Consider the following 20493-nt stretch of genomic DNA (forward strand, 5'->3'; position numbering starts at 1 on the left):
TTATTCTCCTTTCTCACTTCGCTCTGCAATAATACCGGCGCTTTGCTCTTGTAATATAAGCAGTAAACCTTTTGAGCGAGTATTAAGTAGCGTGTAAATAAATACGGTTGGTATTGCAACAACTAAGCCTAATACGGTTGTTACTAGTGCTTGAGAAATACCACCAGCCATTAGTTTAGGGTCGCCAGTACCAAATAGTGTAATTGCTTGGAAGGTATTGATCATACCGGTTACCGTACCAAGTAAACCTAATAGCGGTGCAACTACCGATATAATTTTGATAAGTGTTAAGTTACGCGTTATTTTTGGCATTTCGCGTAAAATAGCTTCGCTTAATTTAAGCTCTAACGTGTCGTAGGCAACATTTGGGTAGTCATCTTTAACTTTCATAACACGACCTAGTGGATTGTCATCTCTCGCTACGCTGTCTTTTAGCTGGCGGCGAATTTTCCCACCAACAAGTAATAGCGATACAAAACGCTCAATTGCAATTAATAATGCAAGTAAACCTACACCTAAGATTACGTAACCAACAGCGCCACCTTGATGTACTTGCTCTGCAGTATCTGGGGCTTGAACGAGTAAACCTAAAATTGAACCACCTGTTGGGTCAAGTGCAAACTGCACAACACCTGTTTTAGCGTCTTGTAAATCGCCCGCTGTTGATGTGTAGCGCGATACTGGTTGGCGAGTTAGTTCGCTTAGTGTATTCGTACCTGGGTTGTATTCTAAATATTTACCGCCCGATATAAGGTTAAAAGCACCTACGCGAACAACTTCTTGCTGTGCTTTATTACCACCTTCGACTATAACCGTAGTATTAAAGCGACTTACTTTGCCTTGCTCGGTCATTTCGCGTTGCAGCTCGTACCACACTTTTTCAATATCGTCGATTGAAGCAAGCTTTGATGTTGAGCCCATTTTTTGAGCGAGATCGTCCATAAAAGCACTTCGCCCCGGAATTTCTGCCGATACAACCGATGTTGCAAATTTATTGCTTGAATCACCAGCAACTTGCTGAAGAACGCCATATAGTTCTTTAAGTGATCCCATACGCTTTGATAAAGTATCGGTTAAATTAGCAAGCTTAATTTCGTTTTCTTCAAACTGTGTTTCTAATCGCTCTGATTCACCAAGCATTTGACTGCGTTTTGCTTGTGTATCTTTTAGCATTTGCACTTGTTCGTTTTGACGCGAGGTAAATTCTTGCTCTCGTTGCTTGTTTTGTGCGCTTTGAACCGATTTCCCGTCTTCGATTGATTTAAGTAACGAGTCAAGATTCATTGACTCTGCCGCGATACTATTACCTGTAAAACCTAGGCTTAGTGTAAGGCTTGCAGCAAAAAGAGCCTTTTTTGTCATTTGAGTAAACAATTTCATTTTTAACCTCTTATTCTGCTGCGTGTACTGGCAGAGTTAACATATCTGGGGCAAGTTGCTTACGCGCTATGCGAAGACCTTTGTTAATTTGGCTTATAGTAGAGTCAGGAAGCGCTACAAACGTTTTTGTGTTTGTATCCCAACTACCTGCTTGCTTGCCATCGCGCGTTAAATAAATAAGCTCTAAACGACCAATGCGTAAAAAGTCTACTTCTCGCTCTTTACCACTTACTTCTAATAGAGCGGTATATGCTTCAATGGTACGCCCGTAATCAACTTCCACTTGATAAGCTTCCAAAACACGGCGAAATTTCTCGCTTGAGGTGATATCAGCGCGATCCATCATGGTTTTTAATGAGGCTAAACGTTTTGCACGCTCATCTTGTAGAAATGGCACGTCGAGTGATACAAACTGCTCAAGGCCTGTGATCATACGCATCATTAAAGGTGTAATTTGACGTTCAATAATAGAAACCTGATCCATTGACAGGTTTAACGATTCCATCTCTTCTATTTGATTATTTAACTGTTTAGTTAGCTGAGCGTTGTAAACAGCTAAACCGTCAATTTCTTTATTGAGGGTTTTAAACTGCTGTAAACGTCCTTGCATTGAATCTGCAATCTTGTCTATTTTTATTTGTGATTGCGCAGCTGATTTATTAATTTCACTGCTTTTATCAATAACCTTATCTAAATCGTTTGCGTGTACTGCTGCACTTGCGGCCACAATACCAGCTAAGATTAATGGTTTAACGCCTTTCATCGCATACACCTTTACTCGTTAGTTAGCGGATTTGCTAGTTTGTTTTTTTAGGTCATAAACTTTGTTATATAAATAATTTATGACTTAATAATTTCAATGAGCAGGAGTTTATAGATGAAACATGACAAGGATGTTGCGCAAAAAAGTCGCTTTTATGACAATGGTAATAATTAAGACTTACGAGGAGGTTTTTAAGATGATAAGAGCATTTGTTAACCAAATGCCCTATAAACAGGCTGGGTTATTTTAAAATTGAATTAATTTGATTAAGGGAATAATGCCAATCGGTGTAATTTATTTCAATTGGGTATGCTTTATTACCTTTAATAAGCACTAGTGAGGGAAAACCTTGGATTGGTAGTGTACGAACAAAGGATAACTCAGCTTTAAATTCATCATTAAGCTCGCTTGACGTTAGCTGCGCGGTAAACTCATTTTTATCTAAGCCAATTTTTTCAGCCAAACTAATTAATGTACTTTCATCTGACGGGTTTTGCGCATTTAGGTAATAAGCATTTTGAATTGCAGCTACCATTTGAGCTTCTTTATCTGCTTTGCGCGCTATAAGTGCAGCTCTACATGCGGGATAAGTTGAACGCCTTGGCTGGCAATCGCGCCAAAAGTTATAATTAAATTTCGTACCTAACTGCGCTGAAATTTTATGCCAAGTACCCTCAAGCATCTCTTTCATATTTTGTGGCATTGGGTCTTGGCTATCAGGTGCTAATCCACCTACTTTATATTCAATTGCTACTTTACCAGCAAGCTCTGATTTTAGCTTAAGCCAGGTTGGTGAGTAACCCCAACACCAGCTACACATTGGGTCATGAACATATATTAATTTACTTTGAGACATATTAATCCTTCAACTAGTTCGAGACGACACTATTACGACCAGCAGCCTTTGCACTATAAAGAGCTTCATCAGCTTGTTTTAACGAATCATCATAATCAGTTACTTTATTTACTTGGGAAATACCAATACTACAGGTGATTGAAATACGCTGCTTGTCATCAGTAAATATAACGTGCCCTGCGACAGCCTCTCGAAATTTGTTTGCTATTACAGTGGCTGTAGTAACAGTAACCTGCGGTAAAATAACAACAAACTCCTCACCGCCATAACGGGCCTTTAACGCAGTTGCCAAAAACTGTGATTCAAGGAGCTTAGTAAATTCAATCAATACCGTATCACCAAAATCGTGACCATGCGTATCGTTTAAAGATTTGAAGTTATCTAAATCAATTAACAAAATTGAAAAAGGTAAGTACTGCTCTGGGCGTGTTTGGGCAAGCTTTAAAAAATGAGAGGTAATAAAACGTCTGTTTGCTATGCCAGTAAGGGGGTCGGTATAAGCATCTTGTTTTTGCTCTAGCGTAATATCGGCAATAGCCATGTGGCTTTTATGCCTAAAATACTCACCAATAAATGAGAATAAAAACACCATAGAAAAGGACGCTATAAACCGTGTTTTTTCTACATTGCCATAGCTAACTTGACCCAAGTCAGGGCCGTATAAAATAACAATACAAGAAAACAGTAAAGTAAAACCTAACCAAGCACCCAATCTGACCCCTAAAGATGCAAACGTCACTACAGGATAAAACATAAGCCAATATAGCGCGGTGTTATCTTTACCACCGGTATAAACAAGTGCAACAAACATCATGCACACAATGCTCATACTTATTAATGCCACTACTTGAAGATTACCCGTTTTTATAAAGTAGATAGAACAGCTTATATTTGTAATGTTAACGATAATTAATGAAGCAGTGAGTATCGGTGAGTAAACCTTATAATTCAAAAACACTAATACTGCGATCACCACAATTGATATCCCAATCATGGTAAATAAAGAAAACGCTTTGCGTTGCATGTCTGAGCTATAAACACTGTCGATATTTATTAGACTGAGCCAATTTGGTTTATTCACATTTTTTTTAGTCATTAATTTTATACTTTAAACTTTTGAACCATATTTTCTAAGGCACTAAACTGCTGTTTTAGTTTGGTACATTCGTTAAGCGTGTCATTTAAGTTAGCCTTGCCTTGTATAGAAAGCGCACTAATTGTTTGAATATCAGTATCTAATAACTTAACAACTTGGTTTTGCTCATCGGTTGCACTGGCTACAGAATGATTTGCATCGTTAATTTGCTTAATAGCTTGTATAACATGGCTCATTAAATTGCCGACGGCATCTGCTTGTTGTACGCTTTTTTCACTGTCTTGAAGGCTTGTTTTCATAAGCTCTACAGCAAGGTTTGAGCCTTTTTGTAACTGGCTCACCGTGTCTTCAATTTCTTGCGTTGATTGTTGAGTGCGGTGTGCTAATTGGCGTACTTCATCTGCTACAACGGCAAAACCGCGTCCTGCCTCTCCTGCTCTAGCGGCTTCTATTGCTGCATTTAGTGCCAATAGATTAGTTTGCTCGCTTACACCTTTAATAACTTCAAGCACTTGCCCAATACTGGCTGTGTGCGTATTTAAACTGTTTATAGTTTGCTGAGCTTTCTCCATATTAGCTGAAAGCTGGTGGATGGTTGTAACACTGTGACTTAACGCTTCTTGGTTTTGTGTTGAGTGCTCATCTGCATTTTTAGCAAGCTGCGATGCACTCTCTGCATTATTTGAAATATCCATTGATGTAGCTGAAAACTGGTTAATAGCCGCTGCAACACTATCGGTTCGTTTACTTTGATCATCATACATAGACAGCGATGAATGTGTTTGTGATACCAAGCTCTCAATAGCTGTATCTAATTGCTCTGTTGACTCTTTTACTTGCTCTATTGAATGCTGAATTTTTTCGATGAAAATATTAAACGAATGGCTTAAGTCGCCAAACTCATCATCATTTTCAACGGTTAAGCGCCTTGTTAAATCGCCTTCGCCTTGTGCTATATCTTTAATGGCATCGTTTAAACGGTTCATAGGCTGCATTAAATAGCGTAATAAAAGCTGCATCATAATAATGATAGTAATGATCCCTATCACCATAAAAACAGCCGCAGTTTGGCCAAAGTTAGAAACGCTGACATACGCTTTATCTTTATCTATGACAACACCTAGGTACCAATCTACGTTTTCAATACCACTGATTTTTGTAAACGAGATAAGCTTAGACTCTCCGTTTATCTCGTATTGGGTAAACTCACTTTGCAAGGGCGTATTAGTACCAAAAATGTCTGATGTATTTTTTAAGTTTAACTTAGCATTAGGATGGCTTAACACTTGACCTTTGTTATCGAGTAAAAAACCATAACCGAGACCTAAAAAATCAATATCGTTAATAATTTTAGTCACGGTTTGCATATCAATATCGGCACCTGCAACGCCGCTAAACTGGCCATTTTGTAGCATGGGTACTACCGCTGAAATTGTAAGCTCGTTAGTTGTTACATCAATATAGGGAGTTGTAAATGCGGTATTTGATTTGTTTTCGACTAATTTGTACCAAGGGCGAGAGGTCGCATCAAAATCAGCAGGTAAAACGACTGATTGATCGTTTAATATAAACGTGCCGCTGGATTTACCGATATACGTATTTTTAAAGCTTCCGGCAAGCTCTGCAGTATTTAATTGTGAAAGGGTGAGTGCTTTAGAATCATTAGCTTTATGGGTTTTAGCAATTGATATAACAATCGCCAACTTTGCATTTAACCAACTCGCTATATTTTGTGAAACAGATTCGGAATTTTGTTGTAATACCAGGCTTAACTGCTGCTCTGTTTGCTTGCGCATCGCAATGTAGTTATTAAAAGTAAATAACCCTAGCACCAAAACCAAAATTAAAGAGGCTGCAATAGTCACTTTGGAAGTAAATTTCAACGAGTTAAGCATATACATCCTTTTTATTATTTATCTTTATTATCCATACAGTTTTAGCAAAAATTTAGCTAAATGTCCTAATAAATAAGGCTTGCGACTAGGTTATTAGATAAAAATAAGGATAAAGGATTAAAAAACAAAAGGCTGTAGGGGGTAACTGACTAATATTGAAATAAATTGTGACTCGTATTAATTGCTTATGGAACGTTCCTATTAAATGTAGCTTTATAAGTGACTGAATACGTATTCAGTCACTCTTGTATAGTCTGTTATTTCCACTTATTTGCTAAGCGAACAACATTTAATCCGTACCATGCAATAAATACATAACATAGCATTGGAACAAAAAAGCTTTGCTGTATATTTACTGTGTCAGCTATAAACCCTTGCAGTAATGGTACAAGTGCACCACCTACAATAGCTAAGCACAACCAACCAGAACCCTTACTGGTCAATGATCCTAGTCGCTCGATTGCAACTGAAAATATAGTCGGGAACATAATTGAGTTAAATAAACCAATTGCCAATACTGAATATAAAGCGACGTCACCTTGAGTAAAAATGGTGATCAGCAATAGCGCAATAATACTAAATGCATTAAATGCGATCGCCTTAGAAGGCGCTATTTTTTGTAATAATACAGAGCCAATAAAACGCCCTACCATTGCCCCGCCCCAGTAATAACTAATAAGTGCAGCCGCAGTATGCTCTTCAAGTCCTGCTATGTGCGCCTCACCAAAGTAGTTAACTAAAAAGCTGCCAATGGCAACCTCCCCACCTACATAACAAAATATAGCAAGTACACCCATAGTTAAGTGCGGTGCTTGAGTTAATGAACGAGATTCTACTGCAGCATTATTTTCCTCTTTATGGGCTTCAATTTCTGGAAGCTTTATAAAGGCAAATATAATAGCGATAAGTAATAAGGCACCAGCAAGCATTAAATAAGGCACTTTTACAGACTCAGCAGTTGCTGCAGAAGCAGCTAGACTACCTGCTGTACCAAAAAATAATAAACCACCTACATAAGGCCCAACGGTAGTACCAAGCGCATTAAGTGCTTGTGCCAAATTTAAACGAGAAGAAGCTGTTTTTTCGCTCCCAAGAGCAGCAACATAAGGATTGGCAGAAACCTGAAGCACCGTTACACCAGCGGCAAGTACAAATAAGGCGCTCAAAAATAGCCAATATTCATGTACTACAACAGCAGGATAAAACAACATGCACCCAATTGAAGCCACAATTAAACCAGTTAAAATCCCTTTTTTGTAACCAAACTGCTTAACTAAAATCCCCGCAGGGATAGAAACAATAAAATAAGCACCAAAAAAGCAAAACTGTACTAGCATCGCTTCAAAAAAGCTTAAATCAAATACGCCTTTTAATCGTGGTATTAGTACATCGTTTAAAACAGTAATAAAACCCCATAAAAAAAATAGGGTCGTCATTGCAGTCAGTGGAAACAGATAATTTTTATTTGGCTGTTCGTTGACCGCGAATGATTGATTTGTATTTATTTCACTCACGTCGTTTTCACTCCATTAACAAGTTGAAAACGATTCTACATGTTTATATATAAATTAGTCAGCGCAACAAAGGAACGTTCCAATTTTATGGCTTGCATTGAGTATTTGTCGTATTGATAATACGGTCTATCTCGCCACTATTATGAAACTGATAAAGCCCTTCATTTATGTCCTCTAAGACTAAAAGCCATTTAGGTGTAAGCTTACTAATAGCAAAATATAAAGGGTTGTATTGCAGAGGAATGCTTTCTTGCTCAATAGAAGAAAGCAAAGATTGTTTTTCAGGTTTAGTTAAAGAAGAGTACGTTACAGAGAATTTAAGAACTTGAGGATCGCCTATAATCAAATCAACACGTTTAGTAACCAGAAGTTGAACAAGCTGTAAATCATCAACAGAGGTGATAACTTCAAACTCGCCATTGTCCATCATGGCATCAAACTCAGGCGTATTTTGATACCCACGAACAACGCCAATTTTTTGCCCTTTAAGCGATTTTAAGTTTCCAGTGAAACGGTCTGTATCGCCTTTCCTTTTTAAAAATGCAATTTCTCCACCTTTAAACGAATTAGATAAACCGAGTAATTCTCGACGTGTTTTACCATTAACATAATCGGAGGGGGCTGTATCTTCTATAAAATATTCAGGCATTAATATATCAGCTTTGCCTAGTTCTACATTTCGTACAGCTCTTGCCCAAGGCAAAAATTCAATATATACGCTGTAGCCCTTACTATTTAATAGAGCAATTGAAAATTGATAAACCCAGCCTTTATTACATAAATTATTACCAATATAAGGAGGCCAATCGAGTGTGGCTAAATGGAGTGTTTGTTTGGGGTTTTTCGCTTCATAGAGCACTCCTGATTTGTGGTAATGTCCAGTTAAAACATGTTGAGTACCATTTTGATAATACTCAACTGATGTTTCAGCAAAACAATTACTACTTGTCAGTAATAATATAAAATAAAACCAGCGCATTTTAGTATCTATTTATGATTTATAATGTTTTTAAGTTTAGTCAAAACTAACATTTTTGCACAAATAAACCTTAACTAATCAGCTTTTTTGCCACCTCATTTTATTGTTTGTATCACGAGAGCTAATAATAGTATCGTCACTACTCTCAACGCCGCCTAATTTAGCTAAGCGATCATACAAAACAACATTACAGGTAGCCGCTAAGTTCATGCAGCCAATAGTTGGAATATATACCACTTCATCACACCACTTTAAAACGTCTTTTGGCACAGAGCCATCTTCAGGGCCAAAAACATAGAACGCATTTTCAGGGTGCTTAAACTCAGGTAAAGGTGTTGCACCTTCAATAAGCTCAATAACAACAACGGTTGCGCCCTCTGGTTTTACCGCTTCTAAACTATTGGTTTCAGTTAAAGGGATACGCTCAAGTGCGTTCTTAGTATCGGTATGAAACTTTTTAGCGTTTAAGTAACGATTACCGGTAAAAAACACTTGTTTGGCGTCGTAACAACCTGCTGCACGCAATACACCGCCAACATTAGTCGGGCTTTTAGGATTGATTAAACCAATTACCGCTTGTTGTTTGCTCATTACTCAGCGTCCTTTGTTGGCCACTCTGCAATGTACAAATCAAAGTCGTCTAGCTTTACATCGCAATCTTTTACTGTTTTGTCTTTTACAGAAATACCTAGCTCATGCATCTTTGTTTTATCGCCACTATTTAATAATGGGTGCCAAGAAGCCAAACCCCGGCCTTCATGTAAACGACGGTAACTGCAGCTTTGTGGCATAAAAAAGATGTCTTTAAGGTTTTCTTTTGTGAGTTTTACACAAGAAGGAACAAGCGTTTGGCGGTTTTCGTACTCGCTACAGCCACAGGTGTTGTTATCAAGATACTGACATACAATATTAGTAAATATTAATTGCTCACCTTCGCGTAACTGATCGGTGGCGGTAAATTCGTCTTCATCTTCGCTATCAATAAACGTATTTAAACAACATTTTCCGCATCCATCACAAATGGCTTCCCATTCGTTTTGACTCATGTCGCTTAAGCTTTTTTTAAGCCAAAATTGTGTATTTGCTAATTGTTGATCAAACATAGTTTACTCGTGCCCCCTAAAGAGCGCGCATTCTACCGTATTGCTGTAAATGGCGCAAAGCCAATACCCTTTCAAAGTACAGGCTTTGCGCTACAAATTAGCTTTGAGATTTAACCCAACGCTTAATTTTTTCCTCAAGGATTGGCATTGGCAATGCGCCATCAATTAATATTTGCGTGTGGAACGCTTTAATATCAAATTTATTGCCGAGTTCTTTTTTAGAAAAATCACGTAATTCTTGAATTTTAAATTGCCCTAACTTGTAAGAAAGCGCTTGGCCTGGCCATGCTATATAGCGCTCTACTTCAGCAATTACATCACTTTTAGCCATAGACGAATTTGCAAGCATGTAGTCTATACCTTGTTGACGCGTCCACCCTTTTGCATGAAAACCAGTATCAAGCACTAAACGCATAGCGCGTAATTGCTCATCCGATAAACGCCCGTACCACATATAAGGGTCGGTAAATAAGCCAAGCTCTTTGCCTAAGCTTTCTGCGTAAAGCGCCCAACCTTCTGCAAACACAGTGTAGCCACCAAATTTACGAAAATCAGGTAAGCCCTCTATTTCTTGCTGAAGTGCTATTTGAAAGTGATGGCCCGGGGCTGCTTCGTGAATTGATAAAGTTTCGAGTAAAAATTTAGGCTGCGCTTTTAAGTTATAAGCATTGATATAAAAAATACCAGGGCGAGAGCCATCAGGTGCCGGAGATGCGTATGATGCACCTGCTGCAGACTGCGCTCTGTATGCTTCAACCGCTTTTACAACGTAAGGTGCTTTGGGTGCGATGTTAAAAAGCAGAGGCAAACGCGCGTCTATTTTTTTCTTAACGTTTTCATATGCCGCAATTAACTCCTCAGGCGTGTTGTAGTAAAATTCATCTGAATCACGTAAATGGTCAAAAAATTCAGATAACTCACCTTTAAAGCCTACGGTTTCTTTTACTTTTTTCATTTCGCTTAGAATACGCGACACTTCACTTAAACCAATGTCATGAATTTCATCTGCAGATAAGCTAAGCGTCGTGTTTTTCTTAATTTGGTATTCGTACCATGCTTTACCGTTTGGTAAGTCACTATAACCAACGCTTTCTCGGCTATTTGCAATATACTGATTAGCTAAAAAGTCACTCATGCTTCTATAAGCCGGTACTAAGTGCTGCATAATCAATTGACGATACTGCGCTGTAATTTTTTGCTTTTGCTGTGCGCTAAACGAGTTTGGTAATTTTTTAATTGGTCCCCAAAATAGTGAGTCTTCAGCATTTTTAACTACATGAGCCGCAAATTGTGGCTGCAGTTTTTCAGCAAGTGGTTTTGGTAACGTAATACCTAGTTTAATGCCTTGCGCCATTGAGCGCTCTACACTGGCAAGCCACTTTACAAAACCTTCGCTACGCGAGATAAAAGCAGTGTAATCTTCAACGGTATTAAACGGCTGAGCACTTTGACCTGAACCAAAACCTGCAAAGGTGTTATGCGCACCCGCCATTTGGTTAATTGGTAGTAAATAATCAGGAAACTGCATGCCTTCTAATTTAAGTGCAAGGTCGCGCTCTAATATTTCAAAACTTAAAAGCGACTGCCCTGTTAACTGTGCTTTATCTATAAAGTTTAAGCGCTGTTGATATTTTTTATAAAAAGCCGCTTTTTTAGCTCTATTTTCTTTTGAAATCTCAGGCGTGAATTGATCGTTAAACTCGTTACGACCATTATACGTTGCACTGATGGGGCTGTATGTGAGCGATTCATCGTAATACTGCGCAACAAGTACATCGAGCTGTTGCTCTGCCGAAAGCTCTGAAACAATACCTGCCGATGCGTTAACGGTGTTTAACTGCGCACTGGTATTAGTGTGTGTACTAAGCTCAGTATTCATACAGCCACTTAAAGCAAACATAACGCCACTGGCAACTAATGCTAATTTAATTGATTTCATGATAATCCTTTTTAATATCGTTTTTTAATTATGCGCATTAAACCGTGCTTAATAAAGAAATTACGATAGATTGCATTCATCGTATTAAATTTGCACTTTTATCTGAACTTGTTACATTTCTATTAATTCAAATATGATTTAAAAGAAAAATAAAATGAAAAAACAACTACTCAGCACCTCTATTGCCTTACTTTGCTTAACCACTTTTAATACCCATGCAGTTACATACCTATCGGCTAAAGCCATGGTTAATGTTGAAGATGGCACGCTCATTAAATCGCCCTTGATTACTATTGATGATGGTGTAATTACAAACATTGAACAAAATAAAAAACCAACGCTGACTAAAGATGATGAACATATTCAACTACTTGATTTAACCCTTATGCCAGGTTTAATGGATATGCATGTGCATTTAACAAGCGATCCAACTGTGCCGCGCAGTGAACGTTTAGGCCAGTCAGTTCCTAGAATGGCAATTAAAGCGGCTCATTTTGCTAAAAGAACCTTAGAAGCCGGATTTACAACAGTTCGTAATGTTGGCGCTGAAGGTTACAGCGTTATAGCAGTGCGTGACGGCATAAATGCAGGTGACATAGTTGGCCCTCGTATTTGGGCTGCAGGCCCATCACTCGGAATTACTGGCGGGCATTGTGATAACAACCGCCTACCTCCTGAGCTTAAATATACTTCAAGTGGCGTTGCAGACGGTCCATGGGCTGCGCGTATAAAAGTACGCGAAAACATTAAATACGGGGCAAACGCTATTAAGTTTTGCGCCACAGGTGGAGTATTTTCAAAAGGGACTAAAGTAGGTGCACAGCAGTATTCTTTTGAAGAAATGAAAGCCATCGTTGATGAAGCCCATATGCGAGATTTACCTGTTGCAGCTCATGCACACGGTACAAGCGGGATTAAAACAGCCATTAAAGCAGGTGTTGATAGCGTAGAGCACGCCAGCTTTTTAGATGACGAAGCGATAGCCCTTGCCAAAGAGCATGGAACTTGGCTTTCTATGGATATTTATAACACCGAATACACGCTAACTTATGGCGAGCAAAATGGCGTAGACGAAGAAAATCTAAATAAAGAACGCCAAGTATCAAAAAGGCAACGTGATAGCTTTAGCCGTGCTGTAAAAGCGGGTGTGAAAATGGTCTTTGGAACAGATGCAGCAATTTACCCGCACGGAGATAATGCAAAACAGTTTAGCCGCATGGTTGAATTTGGCATGACAGAACTACAAGCCATTCAAGCATCCACTATTAATAGCGCTAAGTTATTAAAAATGGATACTCAGTTAGGACAAATTAAAACCGGATTTGCAGCTGATATAATTGCTGTAAAAGCAAACCCTCTTAAAAACATTAAAACCTTAGAGTCAGTACCCTTTGTTATGAAAGCAGGTGTTGTTTATAAAAACCAATTGTAAATACAAGCTATTAAGGCTGAGCTTACTTAGCCTTAATAAACCCCTCAGCCATCTCAAATATCCTATAAAAGGTACACCGTACCCTTATTAGGCTTGGTTTTGTGTATTAATTATCCGAACAGTTTTATTTAATCAAATAAAATGAACTTTCTATTCACTTTAAAAACAATAACCATTATCATTCGCGCAAATTCAATAACGCGAATAGTTATCACTCTATGAAAACGTTTCAGTACTCTCTTATTACTCTTGCTTGTTTAAATGCAAATATGGCATTTGCCCAAAATACACAAGTTGATGCTGATATTGAACGCATCAGCGTATACGAAAAACAAAACCGCGTGGTGATGAGCTCAGGTCTTGCTACTAAATCAGACATGTCTTTAATGGAAACACCTGCACCGGTTGTGATTATTGACCGTGAACTTATTGAATCTCAAGGTGTAGATAGCCTACAAGATTTAGTTAGAAACGTAAGTGGTTTAACACAAGCAGGTAATAACTACGGTATTGGTGATAACTTAGTAATTCGTGGTTTAGATGCAAACTACACCTACGATGGTATGTATGGTGGTGCAGGCCTGGGTAATACATTCAACCCAACTCGTTCACTTACAAATGTTGAATCTGTTGAGGTTTTAAAAGGCCCAGCAACAGGTTTATATGGCATTGGTAGTGCGGGTGGCGTAATTAACCTAATTGAGAAAAAGCCAGAGTTTGAAGAAAAACACAAAGTATCGGCTGAGCTTGGCCAGTGGGATAGCTATTCATTATCGTTTGATAGCACTAACGCTATAACAGATGACTTGGCCTATCGTGTAATGGCTAAAACAGCGTCAAGTGACGGCTTTCGCGATTTAAAAGAAGATCGCGACGAAATTTATACTTCGCTTAAATACGTGCTAAACGACAGACAAAACATCATGCTTTCTGCAGCATATATAAAAGATGAAATAGCGGTTGATTCTATTGGTCACCCTATTCGTATTTACAATGCAGAAACTGCAAATGGTTTAAGCGCGGGTGAAGTAACCGGTGCCGATTTAGTAAACGATCCGACAGGAAGCGGCGTACAGTTAAGTGATGCACAACGCGACCAACTTGCTAATTCGCTATCTGCATCTGATGGATTAACACCTTATAGCTTTGGCACAAATGGTATTATTTCACCAATGGCTGATGCTAACGAAGGTGAAGAACTGCGTTTTAAATTAACGCATAACTATTACATTACTGACGATTTGTTTTTAAACCAGCAGCTACAGTACCGTAACTACACATCAAGTTTTGCGCGCCAAACAGGTGCTTATAACTACGTTTACTCTACTCGTGATGGAATTATTAATAACGACCCTCGTGCTCCATTAGTTGAAGACGGTGTACTTTACCCGTATGCAGCACGTCGCCAAGAATACCGCCAAGTAGAAGCAGATGAAAAATCATGGCAGTACTTTTTAGATTTACGTTATGACTTTATGTTAGGCGACGTAGATAACGAATTACTTGTTAACGCAAACTACGAAGATAGAGATATTCGTTTTAAACAATTCTCAATATGGGATCAAGATTACGTACTCACAAACGATGCTGGTGATGTAACGTACCAAGGTTCATTGCCGTATATTTACGATATAAGAGAACCAAATTGGCCATCTGGCAGCTTTGATGACTTCGATCCACTTAAAACCAGCGACTACAATAAAAAAGTACAAGCATGGGGCTTAGGCATTCAACATGTTGGTTATCTTACTGAAGAGCTTACAACGCGTATTGGTGTAGCATATAACCGAATTGAGCAAACTTACGAGCACTTTGGTGTAGATGAGCGCTATAGCTCAAGCCGCGCAGAGCCAACACCTGAAGCGAGTACATCAGATTCTGGCTTAACGTATAACCTGGGGGCGACGTATCAGCCATCTGAAGATTTATCTGTATTTGTAAATCATTCAAAAGGCCGTACAGCGTATAGTGTATTAGGCTCTGTGGCGGGTAATGAAGCAGACAGAGAAGATTCTGAATCAATGAGTAACGATTTAGGTTTTAGATTTAAAGCGTTTGATGATCAGCTACTAGCTTCTGTTGTTATATTCGAAAGCTCTCGTACTAATTTAGAATACGCAAATCCGCTTTATGACGCTTTAACATCAGGCTCAAATGTACCTGAAAGCTATTATGATGGTAAAGAAGAAACAACAGGTATTGAACTTGATTTAAACGCTTACTTAAATGATAAATGGAAAGTAAACGTAAACGGTATTTATCAAGATGCACGTGACAAAAGTAATCCTAACAGCAGCAGTTACGACACACGCCAAAAAGGTGTACCTTACGTAACAGCAAGTACATGGGTAACCTACTACGCGGATATGTTTAATTTACCTGAAGCTGTAAATATAAGTGGTGGTATTACATTTGTAGATAACAGAAGTACTAATTCAAGTTCATTCTCGATTCCTGATGGTTACGTACCAAGTTACACGACTTACGATACAGCGGTATCGTATACAACGGATAAATGGCATATGCAGTTAAACTTAAATAATTTGTTTAACAAAAAATATTACTCAAAAGCAATGTTTTTAGGTGGTATGCCAGGCGAAGAACGTAATGCAAAACTAAGTTTTAGTTACACACTTTAACTAGTTAACCTGAACTCTGGATAATAAATCTATCTCAACCAGAGCTCAGGTTAATTAAATACTTAAAAAGCACGGTTTTCTAATTTAGAAGCCGTGCTTTTTTGTGTTTTATAAATGCTTAATCTAAATTAAATAGTAACCACTATGCGACCGTTAATTTCACCTTTGAGCATATCATCAAAAATTTCGTTAATGTCCTCTAAGCGTTTTTCTTCAATAATCGCTTTTACTTTACCTTGCGCTGCAAATTCCAAGCATTCTTGCAAATCTTTACGTGTACCAACAATAGAGCCCACTACTGACACGCCATTAAGCACAGTATCAAAAATAGGAAGCGGCATATCCTCTGGAGGTAATCCCACTAATACACATTTACCGCCACGGCGTACACTCTTATAAGCTTGTTCAAACCCAGCTTTAGATACCGCAGTACACACAACGCCATGCGCGCCACCTACTTGTTCAAAAATAGCTTCGCTAGGAACAACTTCTTTAAAATCGAGGGTAATATCTGCGCCTAGCTCTTTAGCAAGCGCGAGTTTTTCTTTACCTGTATCAACAGCTATTACATTAAAACCCATTGCTTTAGCGTACTGTACTGCTAAATGACCAAGCCCGCCTACACCAACAATAGCAACCCACTGCCCAGGTTTAGCACCGGATACTTTTAATGCTTTATAGGTTGTAACACCTGCACAAAATAATGGGGCAGCTTCAGAAAAGCCTAATCCCTCAGGTATTTTTACAACATAATCACCATGCGCTAAACAATATTCTGCATAACTACCATCAATAGAATAGCCAGTATTATGCTGCGATAAACACAGTGTTTCTTTGCCATCTAGGCAAAACTCACAGTGCCCACATGCACTATAGAGCCAAGGAATACCCACTCTATCGCCAACTTCTAAGTGCTTAATGTTGCTTCCAACTTTATCAATAACACCAACTCCTTCATGCCCTGGAACTAATGGCATTTTTGGCTTTACCGGCCAATCACCATGACAGGCATGTAAATCGGTGTGGCAAACGCCACAAGCGGCTATTTTTACTAAAACATCGTTTATTCCAACCTCAGGAATTGGCAGATCTGTTATTTGTAATTTACCTTTGTATTCATTATTAATTGCAGCTTTCATAGTCATTCCATCGTATGTGAAAAAAAATTAAAAATAAGGATTTATTTACGTATTTTTGTGTACAACATATCCCAATATAGATGTATAAATATTAATCTAAATCATACTTTAGTCGTTAAAATCAATTTATAAAATGGCTAAGAACTTGCTATCCAAAATGAGCGTGCTAGCATTTACTTTCTGAAATTACTGAAAGTTACTAAGCTATGAGTTTATCCGAAAAGAATTTTGCCTTTGTAATGCATTGTGGAGAGATGGGCAGCCGCTGGGGATTCAATCGTACGATTGGGCAAATGTGTGGTTTGCTGATTATTACTAAAAATCCAATGACAGCCAATGAGATTGCAGATGCGCTTAGTATTTCTCGCGGTAATGTAAGCATGGGTATTAAAGAGTTGCAATCATGGCAATTAATTAAAGTGCAGCATATTCCTGGCGATCGAAAAGAGTACTACGCCCCTGCTGGCGATATTTGGGATATGGCAAATCGCGTATTTGAAGAACGTAAAAAGCGCGAAATTGAGCCCACCTTAACATTACTACGCGATAACTTATTAGATGAAGCCAGTAACGACGATGAACTTTACGCACAAAAACAAATGGGGGAAATTCACAACCTACTTGAAACTGTCACTAAATGGTCATCAGAGCTGCAACGTTTAACACCAGAGCAACTTAATAAGCTGATGAAGCTAGGTTCTGGAATTGGTAAAGTTATTGACTTAAAAGATAAGATATTCAAAAAAGAATAAAGCCGCAATTGCGGCTTTATTTTTATGTATATTTTAATAATTAGATTTTTGGATAACCAATTCTATCCGACAAGTAACCTACGCTAGTAGCAAAGTAATACGAGCGATTCCAATGCATAAACACTTTGTAGTTATCGTACGCTAAGTACATACGGCCATTTATATCATCAGGCATAACCAGTGCAGCACGTACGTCTACATTAGGTAAATCAGAACCATCAGCTTTACGAACACCCAGTGCTTGCCAATCAGCTAATGAGCGCTCTGAGTCATTCCAATATTCTAACCACTGCTTACGTGTTTTAGTACCGCGTACTAAAACGTATTTACTGTCAAAGTTTTCAGGTAATTGAACTTGGCGACCCCACGTAAGAGAGTCGTTCCACCCTTCTTGCTTTAGATAATTAGCAATTGAGGCAAAAGCATCTTCCTTTGTGGTCCAAATATCTTTGCGACCATCATTATTGTAATCAACCGCATAAGCGTTGAACGATGTAGGCATAAATTGTGTTTGCCCCATAGCACCTGCCCACGACCCTTTAAATTTATCTAAGGTAATGTGACCCGATTTTAAAATATCCAGTGCAGCCCAAAGTTGGCGTTTATAAAGCGCTTCTCTGCGTCCATCAAAAGCAAGTGTAACAAGTGACGAAATAACATTATGGCCACCTTGAATGGCGCCAAAGTTACTTTCAAGTCCCCACAATGCCACTATAAAGCGTGCTTGTACGCCAAACTCTTTCGCTACTTTTTCAAGTACATCTTTGTTTTCTGCATAAAGCTTGCGTGCGCGGTCTATTTTCCACTGTGGTACGCGTTTTGGTAAATACGTTTCAAGGGTTTCTTTTACTTCTGGCTGGTTTTTATCAGCCGAAACCACTTTTTCTTTATATGTTGCTGTTGCAAAAGCATCATCAATAAGTTTTGCTTCATAGCCTTTTGAGATGGCTTCTTGCTTTAAATTTGCTAAATAATCTTGAAATTCGGCCTGTGTTTTTGCCATCACAGATGAGCTTAAACATACACCACATAATATAACGATAAGTTTTTTAATCACTATCAACTCCATTTTCTTTTCGTAACTGACTTAGCAAATTTTGTTCCGGTGGAGGAAGTTGTAAATAATAACCCTGATCACTTAGTGCACCTTTTACAGCTTCTAAATCAGACCCACCTAAATGCTCACGTTTTGCTAAGTTGATGATCATCACATAAAGAGGTTGACCAAACATAGCCATTAAAGGTTCCGGAACTTTGTCAAAATCATCTCTTTTTTCAACAAATAAGAACGTATCCGCTTTTTTCTTACTTTTATATACTGCAGTGAGCATTATGACCCTATAAATTCTTGCTTAACAATGCCGCACACTATAACATGAGAGTAATAATAAGTTAGAAAAATTAGATTAGAAATTTCAATAAAGGCCCTATTCAGCCTACGTTTATCTAAAATTAATTTCTAATCAGACAATTCAATTGAGCGTGTATGTCGGACCAAATTTTTGAGTTAAAAGGGAATCTTTTTACGTTATCAGTTTTGCATCTTTATAGTACTGATATAAACCTTTTAGCAGAACAACTATATATAAAAATAGCCCAGGCCCCTAAGTTTTTTGAGGGTGCTCCTATTGTTGTTAATTTAATTGAAATTAAAAACAGTTCACTTGATTTTGTACACTTAAAGTCATTAATCGAGCGTATGAGCTTTAACGCTGTTGGTGTATGTAATGGCTCAGATGAGCAACATACACAAGCTAAAGCTGCTGGCTTATCTGTTTTGAATTATTCACAAGACGTTAAGAGCGAACCTGTTAAACAAGAGGCTAATACGTCGATTGTAGAAAAAACAGTGCATTTACCAGCGCAAATTATTAGCGGTACAGTTCGTTCTGGACAACAAGTGTATGCAAAAGATAGAGATTTGATAGTACTTGGCGCGGTTAGTCATGGTGCTGAAGTTATTGCCGATGGAAATGTGCATATTTATGGCACGCTACGCGGTCGCGCTATTGCAGGCGCAAAAGGTTTTAAAGAAGCACACATTTTTTGCCAAAAACTTGAGGCCGAGCTGGTTTCAATAGATGGTAACTACTGGATCAGTGATTCACTACAAGGTGAACATTGGGGAAATGCAGTGCAAATACAACAAAAAGACGAATCATTAGAAATTTCAGCTTTGGTTAAAGGATAAATCTCATGGCAAAAGTAATTGTCGTTACCTCAGGTAAAGGCGGTGTTGGTAAAACAACATCAAGTGCTGCAATTGGCACAGGCTTAGCGTTAAAAGGCTATAAAACAGTTATTATCGACTTTGATATTGGTTTACGTAACTTAGATTTAATTATGGGTTGTGAACGCCGTGTTGTTTATGACTTTGTAAACGTAATTAATGGTGAGGCAAACCTTAACCAAGCGCTTATTAAAGATAAACGTGTAGATAAATTATTTTTACTACCCGCTTCACAAACTCGTGATAAAGACGCATTAACTCGTGAAGGTGTTGAACGCGTATTAAACGAATTAAAAGAAGACTTTGATTACATTGTGTGTGATTCACCAGCAGGTATTGAAGCTGGCGCTATGATGGCAATGTACTTTGCTGACGAAGCAATCGTGACAACAAATCCAGAAGTGTCGTCAGTTCGAGATTCGGATCGTATTTTAGGTATTTTACACAGCAAATCAAAACGTGCTGAAGAAGGCCTAGAAAACATTAAAGAACACTTACTATTAACACGCTATAATCCTAGTCGTGTTGAAAAAGGTGAAATGCTATCGGTAGAAGATGTGCAAGATATTCTGTCAATCCCACTATTAGGTGTTATTCCTGAATCGCAAGCGGTATTAAGTGCTTCAAACTCAGGCCAACCTGTTATATTGGATACAGAATCTGATGCAGGCCAAGCTTATTCTGATGCAATTAACCGCTTACTAGGTGAAACCGTCGATTTTCGCTTCTTAGACGTTGAGAAAAAAGGCTTATTTAAACGGATTTTTGGAGGTTAA

At 38.3% G+C, this 20493-nt stretch carries 18 protein-coding genes; 5 read left to right on the forward strand and 13 right to left on the reverse strand.

Annotated features, from left to right (window positions below; all coding sequences use genetic code 11):
- The 10 genes from CXF64_RS10080 to CXF64_RS10125 all read right to left on the reverse strand — a co-directional run bounded on the left by CXF64_RS10080 (position 1) and on the right by CXF64_RS10125 (position 11525).
- Positions 1 to 1380 carry a MotA/TolQ/ExbB proton channel family protein gene (locus CXF64_RS10080; RefSeq protein ID WP_101216932.1) on the reverse strand — a complete coding sequence of 460 codons (1380 nt, stop codon included), beginning with the start codon at positions 1378 to 1380 and terminating at the stop codon, positions 1 to 3.
- Between the two features lie 10 nt (positions 1381 to 1390).
- Entirely contained in the window at positions 1391 to 2143 is a 753-nt protein-coding gene (locus CXF64_RS10085; protein ID WP_101216933.1) for a DUF3450 domain-containing protein, read from the reverse strand.
- A gap of 241 nt (positions 2144 to 2384) precedes the next feature.
- Positions 2385 to 2999 carry a DsbA family protein gene (locus CXF64_RS10090; RefSeq protein WP_101216934.1) on the reverse strand — a complete coding sequence of 205 codons (615 nt, stop codon included), beginning with the start codon at positions 2997 to 2999 and terminating at the stop codon, positions 2385 to 2387.
- A gap of 13 nt (positions 3000 to 3012) precedes the next feature.
- Positions 3013 to 4095 carry a GGDEF domain-containing protein gene (locus tag CXF64_RS10095; protein ID WP_101216935.1) on the reverse strand — a complete coding sequence of 361 codons (1083 nt, stop codon included), beginning with the start codon at positions 4093 to 4095 and terminating at the stop codon, positions 3013 to 3015.
- Between the two features lie 5 nt (positions 4096 to 4100).
- Positions 4101 to 5990: a methyl-accepting chemotaxis protein gene (locus CXF64_RS10100; protein WP_024591048.1), complete on the reverse strand. Its 1890-nt coding sequence runs from the start codon at positions 5988 to 5990 to the stop codon at positions 4101 to 4103.
- A gap of 257 nt (positions 5991 to 6247) precedes the next feature.
- Positions 6248 to 7504, reverse strand: a complete 1257-nt coding sequence (locus CXF64_RS10105) for a sugar MFS transporter (RefSeq protein ID WP_007583255.1) — start codon at positions 7502 to 7504, stop codon at positions 6248 to 6250.
- 85 nt (positions 7505 to 7589) lie between these two features.
- The gene (locus tag CXF64_RS10110) at positions 7590 to 8483 is read right to left on the reverse strand and encodes a substrate-binding periplasmic protein (RefSeq protein WP_101216936.1); all 894 of its coding nucleotides are present in this window, start codon (positions 8481 to 8483) and stop codon (positions 7590 to 7592) included.
- Positions 8484 to 8561: 78 nt separating this feature from the next.
- The gene (locus CXF64_RS10115) at positions 8562 to 9074 is read right to left on the reverse strand and encodes an RNA methyltransferase (RefSeq protein WP_007583259.1); all 513 of its coding nucleotides are present in this window, start codon (positions 9072 to 9074) and stop codon (positions 8562 to 8564) included.
- Positions 9074 to 9586: a YcgN family cysteine cluster protein gene (locus CXF64_RS10120; RefSeq protein ID WP_024591051.1), complete on the reverse strand. Its 513-nt coding sequence runs from the start codon at positions 9584 to 9586 to the stop codon at positions 9074 to 9076. Before CXF64_RS10120 ends, CXF64_RS10115 begins: the two co-directional genes overlap by 1 nt.
- A gap of 97 nt (positions 9587 to 9683) precedes the next feature.
- The gene (locus CXF64_RS10125) at positions 9684 to 11525 is read right to left on the reverse strand and encodes a DUF885 domain-containing protein (RefSeq protein ID WP_101216937.1); all 1842 of its coding nucleotides are present in this window, start codon (positions 11523 to 11525) and stop codon (positions 9684 to 9686) included.
- A 154-nt stretch (positions 11526 to 11679) separates the two neighbouring features.
- Here CXF64_RS10125 and CXF64_RS10130 point away from each other — a divergent pair, with 154 nt between their 5' ends.
- On the forward strand, positions 11680 to 12957 hold the full coding sequence (locus tag CXF64_RS10130; RefSeq protein ID WP_101216938.1) for a Xaa-Pro dipeptidase: 1278 nt from the start codon (positions 11680 to 11682) through the stop codon (positions 12955 to 12957).
- A 218-nt stretch (positions 12958 to 13175) separates the two neighbouring features.
- Positions 13176 to 15596, forward strand: coding sequence for a TonB-dependent receptor (locus CXF64_RS10135; protein WP_101216939.1), 2421 nt, complete (start codon positions 13176 to 13178; stop codon positions 15594 to 15596).
- Between the two features lie 128 nt (positions 15597 to 15724).
- Here the strand turns inward: CXF64_RS10135 and adhP are convergent, their stop codons facing one another.
- On the reverse strand, positions 15725 to 16735 hold the full coding sequence (gene adhP, locus CXF64_RS10140; RefSeq protein ID WP_007583268.1) for an alcohol dehydrogenase AdhP: 1011 nt from the start codon (positions 16733 to 16735) through the stop codon (positions 15725 to 15727).
- A 206-nt stretch (positions 16736 to 16941) separates the two neighbouring features.
- Here adhP and CXF64_RS10145 point away from each other — a divergent pair, with 206 nt between their 5' ends.
- Positions 16942 to 17487 (forward strand): GbsR/MarR family transcriptional regulator, encoded by a 546-nt coding sequence (locus CXF64_RS10145; protein ID WP_010552940.1) that lies wholly within the window; start codon positions 16942 to 16944, stop codon positions 17485 to 17487.
- A gap of 40 nt (positions 17488 to 17527) precedes the next feature.
- Here the strand turns inward: CXF64_RS10145 and CXF64_RS10150 are convergent, their stop codons facing one another.
- Together CXF64_RS10150 and CXF64_RS10155 are read right to left on the reverse strand one after the other, a co-directional pair.
- Positions 17528 to 18544 carry a lytic murein transglycosylase gene (locus CXF64_RS10150; protein WP_007583269.1) on the reverse strand — a complete coding sequence of 339 codons (1017 nt, stop codon included), beginning with the start codon at positions 18542 to 18544 and terminating at the stop codon, positions 17528 to 17530.
- Positions 18537 to 18818, reverse strand: coding sequence for a YcgL domain-containing protein (locus CXF64_RS10155; protein WP_007583270.1), 282 nt, complete (start codon positions 18816 to 18818; stop codon positions 18537 to 18539). Before CXF64_RS10155 ends, CXF64_RS10150 begins: the two co-directional genes overlap by 8 nt.
- Before the next feature lie 155 nt (positions 18819 to 18973).
- Here CXF64_RS10155 and minC point away from each other — a divergent pair, with 155 nt between their 5' ends.
- Positions 18974 to 19678, forward strand: a complete 705-nt coding sequence (minC, locus tag CXF64_RS10160; RefSeq protein WP_007583271.1) for a septum site-determining protein MinC — start codon at positions 18974 to 18976, stop codon at positions 19676 to 19678.
- Positions 19679 to 19683: 5 nt separating this feature from the next.
- On the forward strand, positions 19684 to 20493 hold the full coding sequence (minD, locus tag CXF64_RS10165) for a septum site-determining protein MinD (RefSeq protein WP_007583272.1): 810 nt from the start codon (positions 19684 to 19686) through the stop codon (positions 20491 to 20493).

This window comes from Pseudoalteromonas sp. GutCa3 (assembly GCF_002836155.1).
GTDB classification, from domain to species: Bacteria; Pseudomonadota; Gammaproteobacteria; order Enterobacterales; family Alteromonadaceae; genus Pseudoalteromonas; species Pseudoalteromonas arctica.